The sequence below is a fragment of the Pseudoalteromonas sp. NBT06-2 genome (genome assembly GCF_002276045.1).
GTDB lineage: Bacteria > Pseudomonadota > Gammaproteobacteria > Enterobacterales > Alteromonadaceae > Pseudoalteromonas.
In genome coordinates, this window is the sequence record NZ_NQMR01000080.1 from 1 (window position 1) to 17,438 (window position 17,438).

Here is a 17,438-nt window from a genome sequence, read left to right on the forward strand (position 1 = left end):
TTATCATGCTATAGCCATAAAACTCATACAACATGATTTATAATTCCAGGTTGTTAATCACTCAATATAACAACGTCATATTCAAATTCATTTTTTAATAACAATCAAATATATAGAATCAAAGCATAAACCGTTATACTCACTTTATAGAAGTAAGATTTAAGGTTTTCCAATGCAGCACAAAAAGTCAGGCTTTACACTCTTAGAATTAATGGTAACGATAGCAATAGTAGGAATATTAGCCGCCATCGCTTTACCTAGCATGTCTAGTTTACTAGAAGATGATCGAGCTGAGGGCTTCACCTTTGAGCTAAAACGAAATTTCATGTACGCAAGAGCACAAGCGACTGTAAATGATGAGTCGGTTGTAGTTTGCCCCCTTGTTTCTGTAACATCCCAATCTACCTGTACCAATACATGGAATAGCTTAAACATTGCAGTATTTGTTGATATTAACTCTAACCTCATCTTTGATCCTGCTAATGATATAATGCTTAGGAGTATGGATATCATCACAGCGAACAATAAAAATGATTTATTTGTTCATAGTGAATCAAGTGCCGCTGTAAGTTTCGATGGTCAAGGTAGGATCCCCAACAGCCAATTAGGCAATTTAACCTTTTGTCCTAACGGTGATAATGATCAAAGTATCACTTTAAACTTAAGCGCATCTGGTAGAGTAAGAAATACTGGACATGATAGCAGTATTACTTGCTCCTAATTACTTTACAAAATCAAATACTCTTCTATATTATAATAAAAGGAACAAACTAAGGCTTCAAGGATGAATGTCGTTAATCAACTATATTCTAACCATTTAAAAAATGGATTTTCACTTCTCGAGCTAATGACTACGTGCAGTATTGTCGGAATTTTATTAACTATCAGTAGCCCATCATATATTAAATTACTTGCAGAAAATGAAAGAGATAATACCCTTTCTTCGCTAAAAAAAAGTCTCATGTTTACTCGTATTTTTGCCATCCAGAAAAATGAAAATATTACCTTATGTCCGTTAGAAGCCGGAAAATGTGTAAAACAATGGAATAAGGAGGTTTCAATTTTTGTTGATTCGAATTCAAATCAACAATTAGATAAAAAAGATTATTTATTAAAGGTGATTGATAAAATAAATGTGAATCATATTTTAACTTATCCAAGAAATGCTGTTACTTATAGAGCTGATGCTAGTCTTGATGGCTTTCAATCAGGCAGTTTTATTTACTGCCTTCCTGAAAGTTTAGATGTAAAAGGTAAACGCATCACAGTGAGTCAAGCTGGTCGTATTAGAATACGTAATACTAATAACTGTTAAATTACTTAGTCTTTAACGACCCCAGCATTTCTTAGAATCAGCTGAACCTGTAGATGTTTTAACTGACAGTTCATTGATAACCAGAGTTGTACAATCTGGATCACTAAGTGCGATACCACTTGCAGGTGTTGCTGTGATTGTAAACTCTCTAGAATCTGCCACAGCAACAATTGATAATGTATATAATCCTGTTTCTGTGGCTGAGTTTAGACCCAAATTTGCTAAAACAGCCGTATAATCGTAATTATCGACAAAAAACTGCTCCTGCCTATTCGCAGCATCAACTAAAGCGGTCATCGCTTCGGCTCTAGCTGATTTTTTAACATGCTCAGTATAATTTGGATATGAAATAGCTGCTAAAATTCCTATAATAGCAACTGTGATCATAACTTCAATTAATGTAAACCCATTTTTTTTCATTCTAATTTCCTGATGATTGTTCCTGACGATAAATATACGATCTTATTGTCTGTAACCCTAATGTATTTGCCTGTATTAAATCAATTGTGCCATCATTATCTACATCTGTGGGAACTAAATTTTCTAAAATTGATTTTGCTTTTACGACACCAGTACCATCTTCACCCTTGCCGACACCAATTAATAAAAACTGGCTTTCATCAGCGTCATTTTTATCAAAGAATAATTGGGGTGTATCGGGCACATTATCTCCCATGTCAAACTTTAAACTATTATAAATTTTTGTACCATAATGTAAATGAAAGGCATAAAGCGAACCACTACCACCACTTAATGAACATTGATTATCACTTGAATCATCGGCGGCTGTAAAGGTTGAATAATAAGCAACCCCACCTACTACACTTGCTTTGGATAATGATTTTTCACCTGTGTTTAAACTATATTTCCAGCCTTTAAACGCTGAATAACTAAGCTCTACATCTCTAAATGTATCTTCATCACTTAATGTATTTCCAAAAGGATCACTATTAATACTTAATAACTCCCCGATTTTTATTGAAGTTGGTACTTTTTCATCAATAAATGATTTTGTAATGGTGTTTTCATCCCTTATCATAAATAGATAATCGTTAATTACCTTATAACTTGGGTGAACACGATTGCCACTACCAATTAAAATAGCTTCATAAGGTGTTTCTTTTCGCACCAAATATTTTTCAGTTTCTCCGTTTTCTTCTATCGTTGTTTCACTTACTTTACTAAAATAGGTTCTTGCAACTTCCGGTTTGTAAAAAAACTTTCTATTTTCAGATACTGTAGTAGATCCTAACTCAGCTATTTTGAACACAGTCCAGGGTGTATCGGTGCTTAATGGATCAGTACCAGGCAAATCTACTCGCCATAAGTCCCCCCCAGTATCCCCAGCATACAATCTATCAATATAACCATCATAATCTGAATCTATTGCTGCAATATCACTTGGTATGCTATTTGTTCCAGGAAAATGTGTACTTCCGCCTGATATTAAACTCCAAACTAGTGCTTTTGATTCTGCGTCTATAATGTATATACCTGCGCCTACTGAATCTGCGCTTTTGCCATCGTTATCTTTATTAATATCATATCCTGCACCAAAAATAAGCAACGGTTTGTTTGTATAACCATCAACATTCACAAATCCTATATAAGGTTTTGACCATGTTTGACCCATTTTTTCAAAACCACTTTCTGTATTCTTTAATGTCCATAATAATTTGGGGCTATCAGGAGCTGTAATATCAAGTGCATAATAAGAATAACCTCCTCGCCTCATACCAAAGAATGCCCAAACTTTATCACCTGTTTCAACAATGCCATTATCATTTACATCATAAAAATAAACTGCGGCAGGAGCATCCATACCATAAACTTTAGTATTTACTTTATTTTGTCTTAAATCATCCAAATTTGGATATAATTCATAAGGAATAAAGGCCCAACTCTCAGTAATTGTATCGCCAGAATCTTTAAACATGTGAATAAAACCAGCATTTGTGCCAACTAAAACACGAACTGAACCATCACCATAATCTAAAGTAATTGGTTTAGAATGTAAGGGATCCCCCATAATATCAATTCGTTTATCAGTGGTTGAGCCATCGCTATCTTCATCGTCTACATCATTTCCGACAGTCCAACTAAATAAATTTGCAAGTTCAGTTTCATTTATCCCCATATATGAAGCAAGATCTGCTGCAGAACCTGCAAAACTTTGTGCATTATCTTTTGTGAATAAAGGTAAAGGGCTACCCGTCCCAACATCTGTATATACATTTCGTGAAGATATTCCTGATAATGCTAAATTAGCACCACCTTGCTGTACATCATTGCCATCATCCCCAGCTGTACTTGGTAGCCAATATGTTCTCGCAGTTTTTTTAATATCACCATTATCTGCAATTGCAGGTTGAGGCGTACTTCTTGAATCTACAATTTCTTTACCCTCCACTTTTAATTTTTTTAAATTACCTTTCCACCGAGCTCCTTTATCTGGATAAAACATAGCGTAATATACTGAATCTCGACTTTGTGTTCTATCAAAGTTATTACTCGCAACTGAAGGAGCTGAAAACGTACCATTCACTTCCCTTATTTTATTGATTGTTTTTTCTAAAGCATCAACGAGCTCTGAAGCAGTATTAGCATGCAAATTGACTCCCCCACCTAAGTCCGCAGTTTCTTCTAATAATGCTTTACCCGCACTACTCATTCCAGTACCAAAACCAATCGTAAATGTTCGTCCTATATCAATGTCATGAGAAGTAGCTGAATACAAGTCTGTGGTATACATATATTTAGCCATCGCATGTAAATAATTATCGTACCCTTGATAAGTTTTTATGCGATAGGGTACTTCTCCAGCTGAAAAAAGATTTTTAATATTTGTATTTCTCCCAATATCATTTGTTGGATCACCATCACTCATTAAAATAATATTAATTGAATTATCACAGCGCAATACCGTTTTACCATCAACAACCTCAGGCACAAAAGCTGATGTATAAGTAGTTCCATCATCGATATTTTTATCCCTATCACTCATAATACCTCCGTAAGTCATACTCTTACCTGATAAATATCGATACGACTCCCACAAAGTTTCTGAAAGAGGGGTTGAACCACTAGCTCTTAAATTTACAATATCAATTAATAGTTCAGCTTGAGAGGTACCCAGACCTGATAATACGTAACCTCCTTGACTGCTTCTAAAACGCATTAGTCCAAACTCTATATCTGGATTAGATGTTACTAACCCTGATATTGCAGATTTTGCCACACCTATTCGACTGTCAGAGCAAGGTATGTAATCTCCATAATATGGACCACTTGAGTATGTTCCGCAGGAGTTACCATCAGCAACAGACCATGCCATACTGCCTGAAGTATCAAAAATAATTAAAACTCTGTGTTTTTCAGTCCCCTCAATATCATTATTTACATATAATTCGATATCTTCAGCCTTGATATTAAAGCCAGAGAAAAAAAATAAATTAATTACTAAAATGACATTTTTTATTATTTTAAATGTACTCACGGTAAATTCCTCAATAATACGACTTAATAAATTAATAATTTTTATTTATTGGGACTGCCCAACAATTCCTAGTTCCTGAGCGATACCACTAATCAAAGTAACGGAGTGCTTATCGTCTTTGCCATATGCCAAACTTGACTCAACTCTTAATGTATTACATTTTATGCCATTGGTTACTGCTATTCTTGGTGGGCAATTTAATAACACAGGCCCGTTATTATTATTAAATAATGTGACTGTAGATTTAGAACCTGCAACTGTTACATCAATACCTGTCGTATTATCTGCCGGAAATTGACCCGTAAGGAATAAAAATCGACTATTGGCACTAGCTATCATTTCTTGATTTATTGCACGTTCAGAATCACCTCTAACCCAATACTCTGCAACTTCATTCTCTTGTGCAGCACTTGTCATTTTAATATCGATACTTGAAGAACTCATAAGAGTAACAGCGATACTCGTCACTGCAATTATCATTAAAAGTGATGTAATTAGCACCACCCCTTTTTGTTTTATGCTTTTTACAATCGCCATCCCTGATCTCCTCCATTTAATAAATGAATTGTTGATACAAATAAGGCCCTTCTATACTTATCATTGAAGCTGAGCTTCCTTTGATTTGCTTCAGTATCACCACCTAATACATATGTTTTAGTACTTGCTGTTGCGTTAGCACTTTCTTCAAATGCTCGAATTAATAAAAATATTTGCACCGTTAAAATATTGACAGTGGTTTGCTGCCAGTCAGTATCAGACATTTGCACAGCAGTTTTATAAGTATCAACTCTATTATCGCCATCAACATCTAAACCATATAAAAACCTTAGATTCTCTACACCTTCCATTATTGACTCGGTAGTAAATCCATTAGCAGTGAGCCTTTTTCTCATCAATACGGGAACAATAATTGATTTACTTCCTAAGGAGTATGTTTGTTCAGAGATGTAATAAGCATGATGAGAATAACCCCATAAACTCGCATTAGGTGAAAGGGGCGCTATATTTGCACTTGTACCAGCTGATAAACTTCCCTGATTGTATTTCGACATAAAATAATATTGATTTGATAAACTATTTGCTATTGAAATACGCTGTCCATCTAAGTGTTTTATTTGAATGACATCACTATTCGTTATAGCACTTGAAATACAATTAATAGCAGAACTTGTAGTAGTAGTAACGCCATATATATAGATGAAATTTGTGATTGGGTCATTTGGAAAACTGCCGTTATTAGTACCTTTAAAACAATCCCCACTTGGCGCAGCAGGAACAGTTACATTAGCGACATCTAAAGTAGAGCCATAATACGTCCCCCAAAATCCTGTTAGCTCTATATCTTTTCTTAGAATGTCCATCGCTAAGCGACCTGACTCTTGTAGCTCCCCTATTTCAAGCGTATCTCCTGTTGTCTCTTTCATACTTATATAGATAAACATTACACCGCTTAAAACAAACGCACCAACAACAAGTGCAATCATCATTTCTATTAATGTGAAACCAAATTGTTTCATGTTATTGTCCGAATAAAAATAAAACTATTCACAACAACTAACCTTCTATTTTCTATGGATGAACCACACTGTACTGCGGTGTTTTCGGTATTTTGCGTTATATTCTGACGCCCCCCCCAGCTGATCACGACTTGAACAGCAACCCCATTTGAGCTCAACACAGGATTAATACAAACAGTGGCATCAGTCATTACACCCGTTAAATCCTTGGCTTTAATGGCTTTTTTCCATTGAATAATGTCGTATGCAGCGATCTGTGCAGATGTACAAAATATATCAACACAAGATTGCACCGTTGAAATTTCATCATCGCTTGTGAAATCCACATCATATAATGTAATCAAAGCAGCTGTATCATTCACTCTGATGCGCTGAATAATATCTTGTGCTAAAGAAAGAGCGGCTGTTCTTTGCAGTGAATCATAACTTGCTTGCTTTGCTTTAGCTTGCAAAGCCACTGCGCCTAATAAGCCAATAGAAAGTACAAAGAATGCAATTAAGGTTTCTAATAATGTAAAGCCTTGATGTCTTTTTTTATTCATTAAAATGCCTTATTGAATATTTATAAAGCTTAATATCATAAAATTTTAAATCGTAAATAAACAAAAATGAGCGCGCACTAACCAACCTTCATGCTTATCCACAACTTTATTTATAAAGTATAAGCACAAATATTAACAAAAATACAATATAACATTCGGTTAAATAACAAACGATTTTAATGTAGGGATTTTAATTCTTATATGATATAAAAAACATAAATTATATATCTTTATGTTCTGAAAACAGGATTTTACTTTGACCACTACATTTTTATAATGATCAAAGCATATTATTTAATTTGAAGAGATTGCTTCTTCTCTGTAAATATAAGTCCGTATCGTTTTAAGTCCTAGTTTATTAGTCGTAAATAAATTAATATTACCGTCATTATCGGTATCAACTGGCACTATGTTCTCTAATACAGATTTCGCTTCAATCACACCAGAGCTTGAATCAGCTTTACCAACTCCAATTAATAAAAACTGGCTTTTATCGTCACTATCTTTATCAAAGAAAAGTTGAGGTGTATCAGGAATACCTTCACCATAATCTAGCTTTAAATTAGCATAAACTTTTGTTCCATAATTTAAATGAAACGCATAAACGCTACCACTGCCTTCACCTATCTCACATTGACCTACTGTTGTTTCAGCTTTTGGTGTAAAAGTAGAAAAATAAGCAACACCGCCCACAACATTTGCAGTGGCTAAAGATTTTTCAGTCACTGATAAATTATATTTCCAGCCTTTGAAACCAGAGTGAAGTGCTTCCTGATTTCTAAATGCATCAACATCATTCAGCACACTACCAAAAGGGTCTGAATCAATGGAATTCAAATCACTTGCTGTAATAGTTGTTGGTGCAGTGTCGAAGTATTGTGTTATCGTATTTTCGTCTCTTATCATATATAACTGATTTGTTGTTGAAACAGATGTGACAGGGCTAACACGATTGCCACTTCCGATAAGCACGGCTTCAAAAGGAGTAACCTTACGATTATAAATAATGCTTGTTCCTGACTCATCTATTACTGTTGTTTTTTTTACTTTACTAAAATATGTTCGTGCAACTACAGGTTTGTAAAAAAACTTACGATCATTCGCCCCCGTAGCTGCACCTAATTCTGCGAGTTTAAAGCCTTTCCAAGGTTCTGTACTACTATTTGGTTCTGTTCCTTTTAAGTCAAAACGCCAAACATCGCCCCCGGTATCTGCTGCATATAACCTATCAATATAACCATCATAATCGGAATCTAATACTGATATCTCTCCTGGAATACTATGATTCCCGGGGCTTGCACTCCATACTAAAGATTTATCCTCTGCTTTAATAATATATACACTTTTTCCATATGTATCATTCGATCTAATTTTATTATCTTTATTAGTATCAAATCCACCGCCAAAAATGAGAACTGGGTCTTCATCAAATCCAGTGGCATTTACAAAGCCGATATAAGGTTTTGACCATGTCTGCCCTAAGTGGCTGAAGTTTTCATCTCCGCTACTCAACTTCCACATTAACCTTGGTGAGTCAGGGTTTGTAATATCAATGGCATAATAAGACTTGCCGCCCCTTCGCATACTGAAAAATGCCCAAACAGTGTCTGTATCATCTACAATACCATTGCCATCTTTATCATCAAAATATACTGCTGCAGTGTTATCCATACCATATAATTTTTCATCCGCATCCGGTTCATTTATCCTTAAATTTTGTAGATTATCAAAAAGTTCATATGGAATAAAAGCCCAACTTTCAGATACCGTATCATTAAGATCTTTAAACATATGAATAAAACCCGCATTTGTACCAATTAAAATGCGCACATCCTCGTTACCATAATCCAAAACGATAGGTTTTGAATGTATAGGATCGCCCATGATATCTTTTCTTAATGTGGTTTCAGGATTGTTATCTTCATCATCTATATCTTTACCTTTAGACCATAGAATTAAATCTTTAATGCTTTGCTTAGTAACTGAATTAGATGACCCTATAGGTACTTTCATATAATTTGCTAAGGCAGACAAACTCCCTCCAGCTCCTCTTTTGGCATTTGCAAAATTAAATTTAGCCATTTGATGGCCTGTAGCAATATTACCTACATCGGTATAAATAAGACGGCTCGTTTCAGTAGACAGCATCAAATTAACACCACCTTGTTTTACTATATTACCATCCGCATTAGCTGTATCAGGTAACCAAAATGTTCTAGCTTGATTATCTATATTCCCTGTCACAGGATCTATTGCAGCTAGCGCTGTTGGCGTAGTTGAATCGACCAACGTTTCATTTATTAATTTAAGTTTTTTTAAATTTCCTTGCCACCTTGCTCCTGTAGCAGGATAAAACATCGCATAATAAATAGAGTTGTTACTTTGTGTTCTATCAGAACTGTTACTGGCAACAGATGGCGCTGTGAATGAAGTATTAGATTCATTAATTTTATCAATTGAAACTTTTAATGCCTCTGCTAACTCAAAGGAAGTTTCAGCTTCAAAGAATACACCGCCTCCTTTTTTCGCTGTTTCATTTAATATTAATTTTCCTGTAGGTGTGAGGCCTTTACCAAAGCCTATCGTATAGGTAGTTGCAGTATCTTGAACAGTGTTTGTTGTCTCATATAAATCTATATTTAGCGGATCATTTTGCGTTGTATTTGATTTCATATATTTAGCAAGAGCTGGTAGGTAGCTACCCTCATATATTTTTGCTTTATAGATCCCTTCATCATCACCCACTACAATAGGGTATAAATCAATAATATTTTGATTTCGCTCATCATCAGCTGTAGGATCGCCATCTGTTATAATAATAATATTTACCGAGTTATCACATCTGAGTACTGCTTGACCATCCACAATTTCAATTTTAAAGGGTGAGATGTAATTACTTCCAGACTCGGCACTTTTATCTCTGTCTGATGCTGATGAAGCTTGATCTACAGCGCCGCCAGCTAAGTATCTATAAGATTCATATAAAGTTTCTGCTAATGGTGTTGCTCCTCCAGCTATAATTGCTTGAACTTGTGTATTTATTGTCGCTGCAGAAGTTCCTATTTTTGATAAAATATAGCCACCTTCACCACCTCTAAAGCGTATTAAACCAAATTCGATATTATCTTGGTTTTCAGTTAATACTCTATCAACAGCTTCTTTTGCAACACTTAATCGACTTTTTTCACATGTCACTGCATGGATTGTTTCATTTCCATTATAAATATCTTTTGCAAAACATGTTGATTCACCTACAGGTGGAGAAGTGCTACATTCAATAAATGAATTTATATTATCTGATAATGATTTGTAACAAGCTCTGCCATCACTCAATCTAAAAAGCATACTACCAGATGTATCAAACATGAATAAAACTTTCGGTTTTTCACCTGTTTCTACATTATGATTTACATAAAGCTCGATATCTTCACTTTGTGTATAAAATGACATACATAAACTAACTATAAAGACAAAACAGCTAGCCAAATTAATTTGTTTAGATTGCACCTTAATCCCTATCGAAATGAATTGATTTATTATTATATTAATCACAGTGATTTTCCTACTAAACCTAATTGCTGAGCTATGCCACTTTGTAGCACTATGTTATGTTTATTACCTTTACCATATTGTAATTGTGTCTGTACTCTTAATGTATTACATTTCACTCCTATTGTAACTGCTATTCTTGGCGGGCAGCCAAGTAACATAGGCCCTTTATTCATATCATAAAGTTTAACTACTGAATGAAGGCTTGACTCTGAAATATTAATTTCACCTCCTGCTGCAATAAATTGTCCTTTCATAAATAAAAATCTGCTCAGTTCTTTTTTATCTATCTCCTGATTAATCGACCTTTCGGAATCACCTTTTAATAAATTTACTGCTATATCCGATTCCTGTGCTGCAGTTGCTACTTTCAAATCAATTGTACTATTTGACATCAGAGATACAGCAATTCCTGTCACAGCAATAATCATAATTAATGCTGTAATTAAAACGACTCCTTTTTGTTGTGTCTTACATTTTACAATGCCCATTCGTCACTTCCACCATTAGTAATTTTTATAGTTGAAACAAATAGTGTGCGTTTAAACTGATCTGTAAAGGTCAAAGACCTGTCTGGCCCACCCAATACAAATGTTTTTGTAACAGCAGGTTTACTAAAGTCTTGTTCTAACGAACGTACTAATAAAAATACTTGAACTGTTAAAATAGGTGCTATTGAGGTATCCCATGCATTTGCCTGCATTTGAGTTTCATTTCTATATGTATCAACTCTATTATCACCATTAATATCAACACCATATAGGAATCTTATATTTTCAATTCCTTCCATAATCGTTTCATCTGATATACCAGATGTCGATAATTTTTTTCTTTTTAATGTGGGAACATTTATCGACTTAGAGCCTTGGGAGTAGGTTTCAGAAGTAATGTAATATGTATGGTGGTTGTAACCCCATAAAGAAGCATTATCGGTTAGAAGATCTATATTAGCTGCAGTTCCTGGTGTAATAGTCCCAGTAACATAAGTTGATATAAAGTAATACTTATTCGCTTTACTTTCAGCAATAGTGATACTTCTACCTGAGAGTCGCTTAATTTGTAGTATATCGCTCCCAACTAAAGCATCTTTAATACAATTAAACATATTTTCTTGAGTTGCTTTAATACTTTGGAGAAAAATAAAGTTCACATCTTGATGGTTTGGAAAGCTTCCACTATTAGTTCCATTTTCGCAGTCCTCACTAGGAAAAGCCGGTATGGAAACATCAGAGCCAAGGGTATCACCGTAATAAGTGCCCCAAAAACCTGCAAGCTCTATATCATCCTTTAATATATCCATAGCTATTCGCCCTGATTCTTGTAATTCTCCTATCTCTAATGTGGTTTTTGTTGTTGCTTTCATACTTATATAAGTAAACATTACACCTGACAATATAAACAAACCAAGTACTAAAGAAATCATCACTTCGATTAATGTAAAACCACGTTGATTCATTTTTATCCTCTACGAAAAAGGTAAGTATCTAAAACAACCATTTTACGATTTTGATTTGCTTCACCACAGGTTATATTTGAATTGTCTGAGCCTTGTTTCATTTTTTGCCTACCATCCCATGTTATCACCACCTTAACTGCCCCCCCTTTAGTTGCACCATCGGTTGAAATACACACGGTTGCATCTGCAATGGCTCCTGTGAACTCCCTGGCTTTAATTGCTTTTTTCCATTGCTCAATATCAAAGGATGCCATGGCTGTATCATTACAGCTTACATTTAAGCATGCAGATGATTTTTGTGAAATTTCACTGTCTGAAGTAGAAAAATGAGTATTATATACTGCGAGAGAAGCAACGGTATCGTTTACTCTTATGCGTTGAATAATATCATTACCTAGACCTAAAGCAGCTGCTCGTTGCAGTGAATCATAGCTGGCTTGTTTAGCTTGGGCTTGTAATGCAACAGCCCCTAACAAACCAACCGTGAGCACAACAAAAGCAATGAGAGTTTCTAATAAAGTGAAACCTTTATTTAACGATCGAGACATCAATAAACCTTATTATATTTTATTATTATTCGTTTATTTAATATTAAATAGGACTGTAATATACCGAATAATAATGCAACAAACTGACTTATAGCATATTTAGTCTCTAGAGGCTAGTTGCTATCAAAGTTTAACATTTGTTAGCGAATGTAAAAACCTAGTTTCAAAACTGGTTCTATAAGAGCTCAGAGACAGCTCCTATAGAAAAAATCATCTTAATTCAATGGGTACAGCAAAAACAGTATTTTCAATAACACCTGGGTTTTGTATTACTTCTGAACCACCCCATTCTTTTAAACGCGTAATAACTTGTTGAACTAAAATATCAGGTGCAGATGCACCGGCTGTTACACCTATAATATCAACATTGTCAAGCCAGCTTTGTTCCATAGACTCAGCATCATCAATTAAATGTGCTGTTGTACCTAGTTTATCTGATACTTCTCTTAATCTATTAGAGTTTGAACTATTTTTTGCACCTACCACTAATAAAACGTCAACTTTTGCAGCTAAATCTCTTACTGCATCCTGACGATTTTGCGTAGCATAACAAATATCATCTTTTCGAGGACCATCTATATTTGGGAATTGTGATCTCAAAGCAGTGATTACATCTGCGGTATCATCCACTGACAATGTAGTTTGACTACAGTACATTAAATTATCAGGGTTTTTAACCTGTAAAGTTGTAATGTCATCAACCGTTTGTACTAAGTAAATACCACCATTAGCATTATCGTACTGACCCATAGTCCCTTCTACTTCAATATGTCCTTGATGGCCTATTAAAATACATTCTATGCCTTTACGGCTAGCACGTGTTACTTCCATGTGTACTTTAGTTACCAAAGGACAAGTCGCATCAAATATTTTAAGTTCACGTCGTTTAGCTTCTTTTCGTACTGCTTGAGATACACCATGCGCACTGAAAATAACAATGCTGTCATCTGGTATTTGCTCTAACTCTTCAACAAAAATCGCTCCGCGCTCTTTTAAACCATTGACAACAAACTTATTGTGTACAACTTCATGTCTTACATAAATAGGTGGTTTAAAAATATCTAAAGCGCGTTCAACAATGCTGATAGCACGATCTACACCAGCACAAAACCCACGCGGATTTGCTAGTACGATCTTCATGATATAGTCGCCTCTACAGTATTAACTTCTATAATTTCAACATCAAAAGTTAATTTATGACCGCTTAGAGGATGATTAAAATCAACTGTGACAGACTCTCCTGCAACTTCGCGAATGATGCCCGGAAGCTCTGTGCCATCAGGTTGCGTAAATGCAATGATAGCTCCGACTTCAGCAGGCGTGTCAGCACCAAACTTAGTACGATCTAAGTGATAAATATTATCAGGATTTGGCATACCAAAAGCGTCTTTAGGCTCAAGTTCAAATGACTTATTGTCGCCTGCTTTTAGCCCTAATAAACATTTTTCAAAATTTGTCGTTAAGCTACCATCACCCATTACTAGTTTGGCTGGTTTATTATGCACTTTACTTGAATCTGCAGCTGAACCATCTGGTAATTTAATTGAAAAATGAAAAACGACTTCGGAGCTATCATTAATTACAACTGTCATTATTGTATACCTTCTTTCTTTTGATCTTTAACTGATTCAATTTTTTCTTGCAAAAATGCATCTATTAATAATAGACCCGCACCAACACAAATTGCACTATCAGCAATATTAAATACAGGGAAATTCCATGTTTTATAAAAAACATGAAGGAAGTCGACAACATAGCCATAACTTAACCTATCGTACAAATTACCTAATGCACCCGCTAATACTAAAGCATATGCAGAACCTAATCGCTTGTTAGTTGATGGTAACTTTTTTAACCACCATATTAACAACGCACTAATCGTGATAGCAATAATACTGAAAAACCAACGCTGCCAACCACCTGCATCCGTTAAAAAACTAAATGCTGCACCATAGTTATGGACATAAGTAATTTTAAAAAAGGGTATAAGTTCAATAGATTCATAAAGTTTCATTTTTGTGCTAATAATAATTTTAGTTACCTGATCTGCTATCAACATAACTAAAGTTAGCCATAACCAAACTAATCCTGATTTTACTTTAAACAAAATATACTCCTGTATTCATAAAAGTAAGGACGAATAAATTCGCCCTTAAAATATTATATTATTAAATCAACATTTAGATTATGCGAAGTGGCGTACTTCGCCTTCACCATCAATGTTTGTAACACAACGGCCACAAATATCATTATGCTCTTCAATAGAACCAACATCATCAGTATAATGCCAACAACGCTCACATTTTGTTGCATCAGTTGATTTAACTTGAATATACAAGTTTTCAATTTCGGTTTCTACAGAACCTTCAGGCTGTGAAGCCACAATTTCTACATTTACTTTAGATACCAATAATACAAAACGAAGTTCTTCACCTAATGAAGTAAGTTTATTTATAAGTGTTTGGTCTGCTGAGATTGTAACCTTAGCTTGTAAAGTCGCACCGATAACATCTTCTTTACGTGCGGCTTCTAATACACGATTTACTTGATCGCGAACTGTTAAGATAGTTTGCCAGTGATCATTTAATTTTTCCGAATCAGATTTAACTAAACCATCATACCATTGACCAGTGAAAACAAATTGATCACGCTCACCTGGTAATGCTTGCCAAATTTCTTGAGCTGTAAAGCTCATAATAGGTGCCATCCAACGTGTCATCGCTTCAGCTATGTGGAATAAAACTGTTTGACATGAACGACGTGCAATTCCTTCAGTTTTTGCAGTGTATTGACGATCTTTAATAACATCTAAATAAAAAGCCCCTAACTCAAGCGTACAGAAATTCATTAACTTTTGTGTTACTAGTAACATTTGGTACTCATCATACGCAGTAATAATTTCTTCTTGTAATACAGCTGCTCTATCTAAAATCCACTTATCTAAATCAACTAAATCTTCATATGCAACCATATCAGTTTTAGGATCGAAACCCGCTAGGTTAGATAATAAATAACGGTTAGTATTACGAATTCTACGATATCTATCTGCAGCACGGCTAAATATTTCATCAGATACTGTCATTTCAGCAGTATAATCTGTTGATGCAACCCACAAACGTAAGATGTCAGCACCGAGTTTATTCATGATATCTTGCGGTGAAATCACGTTGCCTAATGACTTAGACATTTTGTGACCTTTTTCGTCAACAGTAAAACCATGGGTTAATACTTGACGATATGGTGCATGACCATTAATCGCAACAGATGTCATCATTGAAGACATAAACCAACCACGATGTTGATCTGAACCTTCAAGATATAAATCAGCAGGACCGGTTAATTCTTCACGAGCATCTACAACACATGCGTGAGAAACACCCGAATCAAACCATACATCTAAAGTATCTAATATTTTAACGTAACGTTCGCTATCAGCTTCATTTAATAATTCATTTACTTCTAAGTCATACCAAGCTTGAATACCTTTTTCTTCAACACGCTTTGCAACTTGCTCAATTAAAGTTTTAGAGTCTGGGTGAAGTGCGCCTGTATCTTTATCTACAAATAAAGCAATTGGCACACCCCAAGTACGTTGACGAGAAATACACCAGTCTGGACGGCCTGTTACCATATTAGCAATACGGTTTTCACCCCAAGCTGGTATCCATTGTGTTTTTTCAATTTCAGTTAAGGTATCGCCACGTAAATTAGCTTGATCCATACTTACAAACCATTGCGGTGTTGCACGGAATATAATTGGCGTTTTATGTCTCCAACAATGAGGATAACTATGCTCTAAAGCTTGGTGGTGCATTAAAGTATTTTTTTCTTTTAATACTTCTATCACATTCGCATTTGCTTTAAATACATGTTGACCAGCAAACAAAGGTGTATCAGGAAGATAAACACCATTTGCACCTACTGGGTTTGCAATTTCAAGATCATACTCTTTACCAACAATGAAATCTTCTTGACCATGTCCGGGTGCAGTGTGAACAGCTCCAGTACCAGAGTCAGTTGTTACATGTTCACCTAATACAACAGGTACTGAGAAGTCATAAAATGGATGTTGTAGTTGTAAATGCTCAAGTTCACTCCCTTTACAGTAACCTAATGCATGGTACTTATCGAAACCAAATCGATCCATTGCATCTTTAACAAGTGCAGACCCTAATACAAAACGACGTTTACCTTGTTCTGTCTCAACTTGAACTAAGCTATATTCAACATTTTCGTGTAATGCTACAGCACGGTTTGCAGGTAATGTCCAAGGTGTTGTTGTCCAAATAATAACATCAATTTGACCTTCGCCTTTATGGCCTTCAGGTAAATTGAACTTACTTTCAAGGGCTACTTCGTCTAAAAATTTAAAGCTTACATCAATCGCTGGTGATTGCTTGTCTTGATATTCAACTTCGGCTTCAGCTAATGCCGAGCCACAATCTGTACACCAATGAACTGGTTTTGAACCTTTATGTAAATGACCTTTATCAATAATACGTCCTAAGACACGAATAGCATTGGCTTCAAAATCAAAATTCATTGTTAAGTAAGGATTGCTCCAATCACCTAATACACCTAAACGAATAAAATCAGTTTTTTGCCCTTCAACTTGCTTTTTAGCGTATTCACGACATTTCTCACGAAATTGTGCTGCTGTTACTTTTTTGCCTGGTTTGCCAACTTTTTTCTCAACTTGAAGTTCAATTGGTAAGCCATGACAATCCCAGCCAGGAATATAAGGTGCATCAAAGTCAGATAAAGTTTTAGCTTTAATAATAATATCTTTAAGTATTTTATTTACTGAATGACCTAAGTGAATATTACCGTTTGCATAAGGAGGTCCATCATGCAAAATAAACGTTTTTTTACCTTTTTTAGCTGCACGTATCTTGCCGTAAAGATCTTGTTCATTCCAATATTTTAGCATTTTAGGCTCACGATTAGCCAAGTTACCACGCATTGGGAATGCAGTTTGTGGCAGATTAAGAGTATGCTTATAGTCGCTCATTTAT

General features: G+C 35.1%; 15 protein-coding genes. 2 read left to right on the forward strand and 13 right to left on the reverse strand.

Annotation, left to right across the window (positions count from 1 at the left end; all coding sequences use genetic code 11):
• Nucleotides 1–172 precede the first annotated feature (172 nt).
• Both CJF42_RS15525 and CJF42_RS15530 read left to right on the forward strand, forming a co-directional pair.
• Nucleotides 173–721 (forward strand): GspH/FimT family pseudopilin, encoded by a 549-nt coding sequence (locus CJF42_RS15525; RefSeq protein ID WP_095367592.1) that lies wholly within the window; start codon nt 173–175, stop codon nt 719–721.
• A 63-nt stretch (nt 722–784) separates the two neighbouring features.
• Complete coding sequence (locus CJF42_RS15530; RefSeq protein ID WP_095367593.1) at nt 785–1,315, forward strand: GspH/FimT family pseudopilin; 531 nt, start codon at nt 785–787, stop codon at nt 1,313–1,315.
• Nucleotides 1,316–1,327: 12 nt separating this feature from the next.
• Here CJF42_RS15530 and CJF42_RS15535 read toward each other — a convergent pair whose 3' ends face one another.
• The 13 genes from CJF42_RS15535 to ileS form a co-directional block, all read right to left on the reverse strand.
• Entirely contained in the window at nt 1,328–1,735 is a 408-nt protein-coding gene (locus CJF42_RS15535; RefSeq protein ID WP_170940631.1) for a type IV pilin protein, read from the reverse strand.
• A 1-nt stretch (nt 1,736) separates the two neighbouring features.
• Nucleotides 1,737–4,811, reverse strand: coding sequence for a pilus assembly protein (locus tag CJF42_RS15540; protein WP_252097630.1), 3,075 nt, complete (start codon nt 4,809–4,811; stop codon nt 1,737–1,739).
• A 45-nt stretch (nt 4,812–4,856) separates the two neighbouring features.
• Complete coding sequence (locus CJF42_RS15545) at nt 4,857–5,348, reverse strand: pilus assembly PilX family protein (RefSeq protein ID WP_095367565.1); 492 nt, start codon at nt 5,346–5,348, stop codon at nt 4,857–4,859.
• Nucleotides 5,336–6,328, reverse strand: coding sequence for a PilW family protein (locus CJF42_RS15550; RefSeq protein ID WP_095367566.1), 993 nt, complete (start codon nt 6,326–6,328; stop codon nt 5,336–5,338). The genes CJF42_RS15545 and CJF42_RS15550 overlap by 13 nt, the downstream gene beginning before the upstream one ends.
• Nucleotides 6,325–6,870, reverse strand: coding sequence for a type IV pilus modification protein PilV (pilV, locus tag CJF42_RS15555; RefSeq protein ID WP_095367567.1), 546 nt, complete (start codon nt 6,868–6,870; stop codon nt 6,325–6,327). The genes CJF42_RS15550 and pilV (CJF42_RS15555) overlap by 4 nt, the downstream gene beginning before the upstream one ends.
• Nucleotides 6,871–7,164: 294 nt before the next feature.
• Nucleotides 7,165–10,320 (reverse strand): PilC/PilY family type IV pilus protein, encoded by a 3,156-nt coding sequence (locus tag CJF42_RS15560; protein ID WP_252097631.1) that lies wholly within the window; start codon nt 10,318–10,320, stop codon nt 7,165–7,167.
• Nucleotides 10,321–10,418: 98 nt separating this feature from the next.
• On the reverse strand, nt 10,419–10,910 hold the full coding sequence (locus tag CJF42_RS15565) for a pilus assembly PilX family protein (protein ID WP_095367568.1): 492 nt from the start codon (nt 10,908–10,910) through the stop codon (nt 10,419–10,421).
• Nucleotides 10,898–11,875 (reverse strand): PilW family protein, encoded by a 978-nt coding sequence (locus CJF42_RS15570; protein ID WP_095367569.1) that lies wholly within the window; start codon nt 11,873–11,875, stop codon nt 10,898–10,900. The genes CJF42_RS15565 and CJF42_RS15570 overlap by 13 nt, the downstream gene beginning before the upstream one ends.
• A gap of 2 nt (nt 11,876–11,877) precedes the next feature.
• Entirely contained in the window at nt 11,878–12,423 is a 546-nt protein-coding gene (gene pilV / locus CJF42_RS15575; RefSeq protein ID WP_095367570.1) for a type IV pilus modification protein PilV, read from the reverse strand.
• A 210-nt stretch (nt 12,424–12,633) separates the two neighbouring features.
• Nucleotides 12,634–13,563, reverse strand: a complete 930-nt coding sequence (ispH, locus tag CJF42_RS15580) for a 4-hydroxy-3-methylbut-2-enyl diphosphate reductase (protein ID WP_095367571.1) — start codon at nt 13,561–13,563, stop codon at nt 12,634–12,636.
• Nucleotides 13,560–14,015: an FKBP-type peptidyl-prolyl cis-trans isomerase gene (gene fkpB, locus CJF42_RS15585; protein WP_502694794.1), complete on the reverse strand. Its 456-nt coding sequence runs from the start codon at nt 14,013–14,015 to the stop codon at nt 13,560–13,562. Before fkpB ends, ispH begins: the two co-directional genes overlap by 4 nt.
• Nucleotides 14,015–14,530 carry a signal peptidase II gene (lspA, locus tag CJF42_RS15590; protein ID WP_095367573.1) on the reverse strand — a complete coding sequence of 172 codons (516 nt, stop codon included), beginning with the start codon at nt 14,528–14,530 and terminating at the stop codon, nt 14,015–14,017. Before lspA ends, fkpB begins: the two co-directional genes overlap by 1 nt.
• 78 nt (nt 14,531–14,608) lie before the next feature.
• Nucleotides 14,609–17,434, reverse strand: coding sequence for an isoleucine--tRNA ligase (ileS, locus tag CJF42_RS15595; protein WP_095367574.1), 2,826 nt, complete (start codon nt 17,432–17,434; stop codon nt 14,609–14,611).
• Between the last annotated feature and the right edge of the window lie 4 nt (nt 17,435–17,438).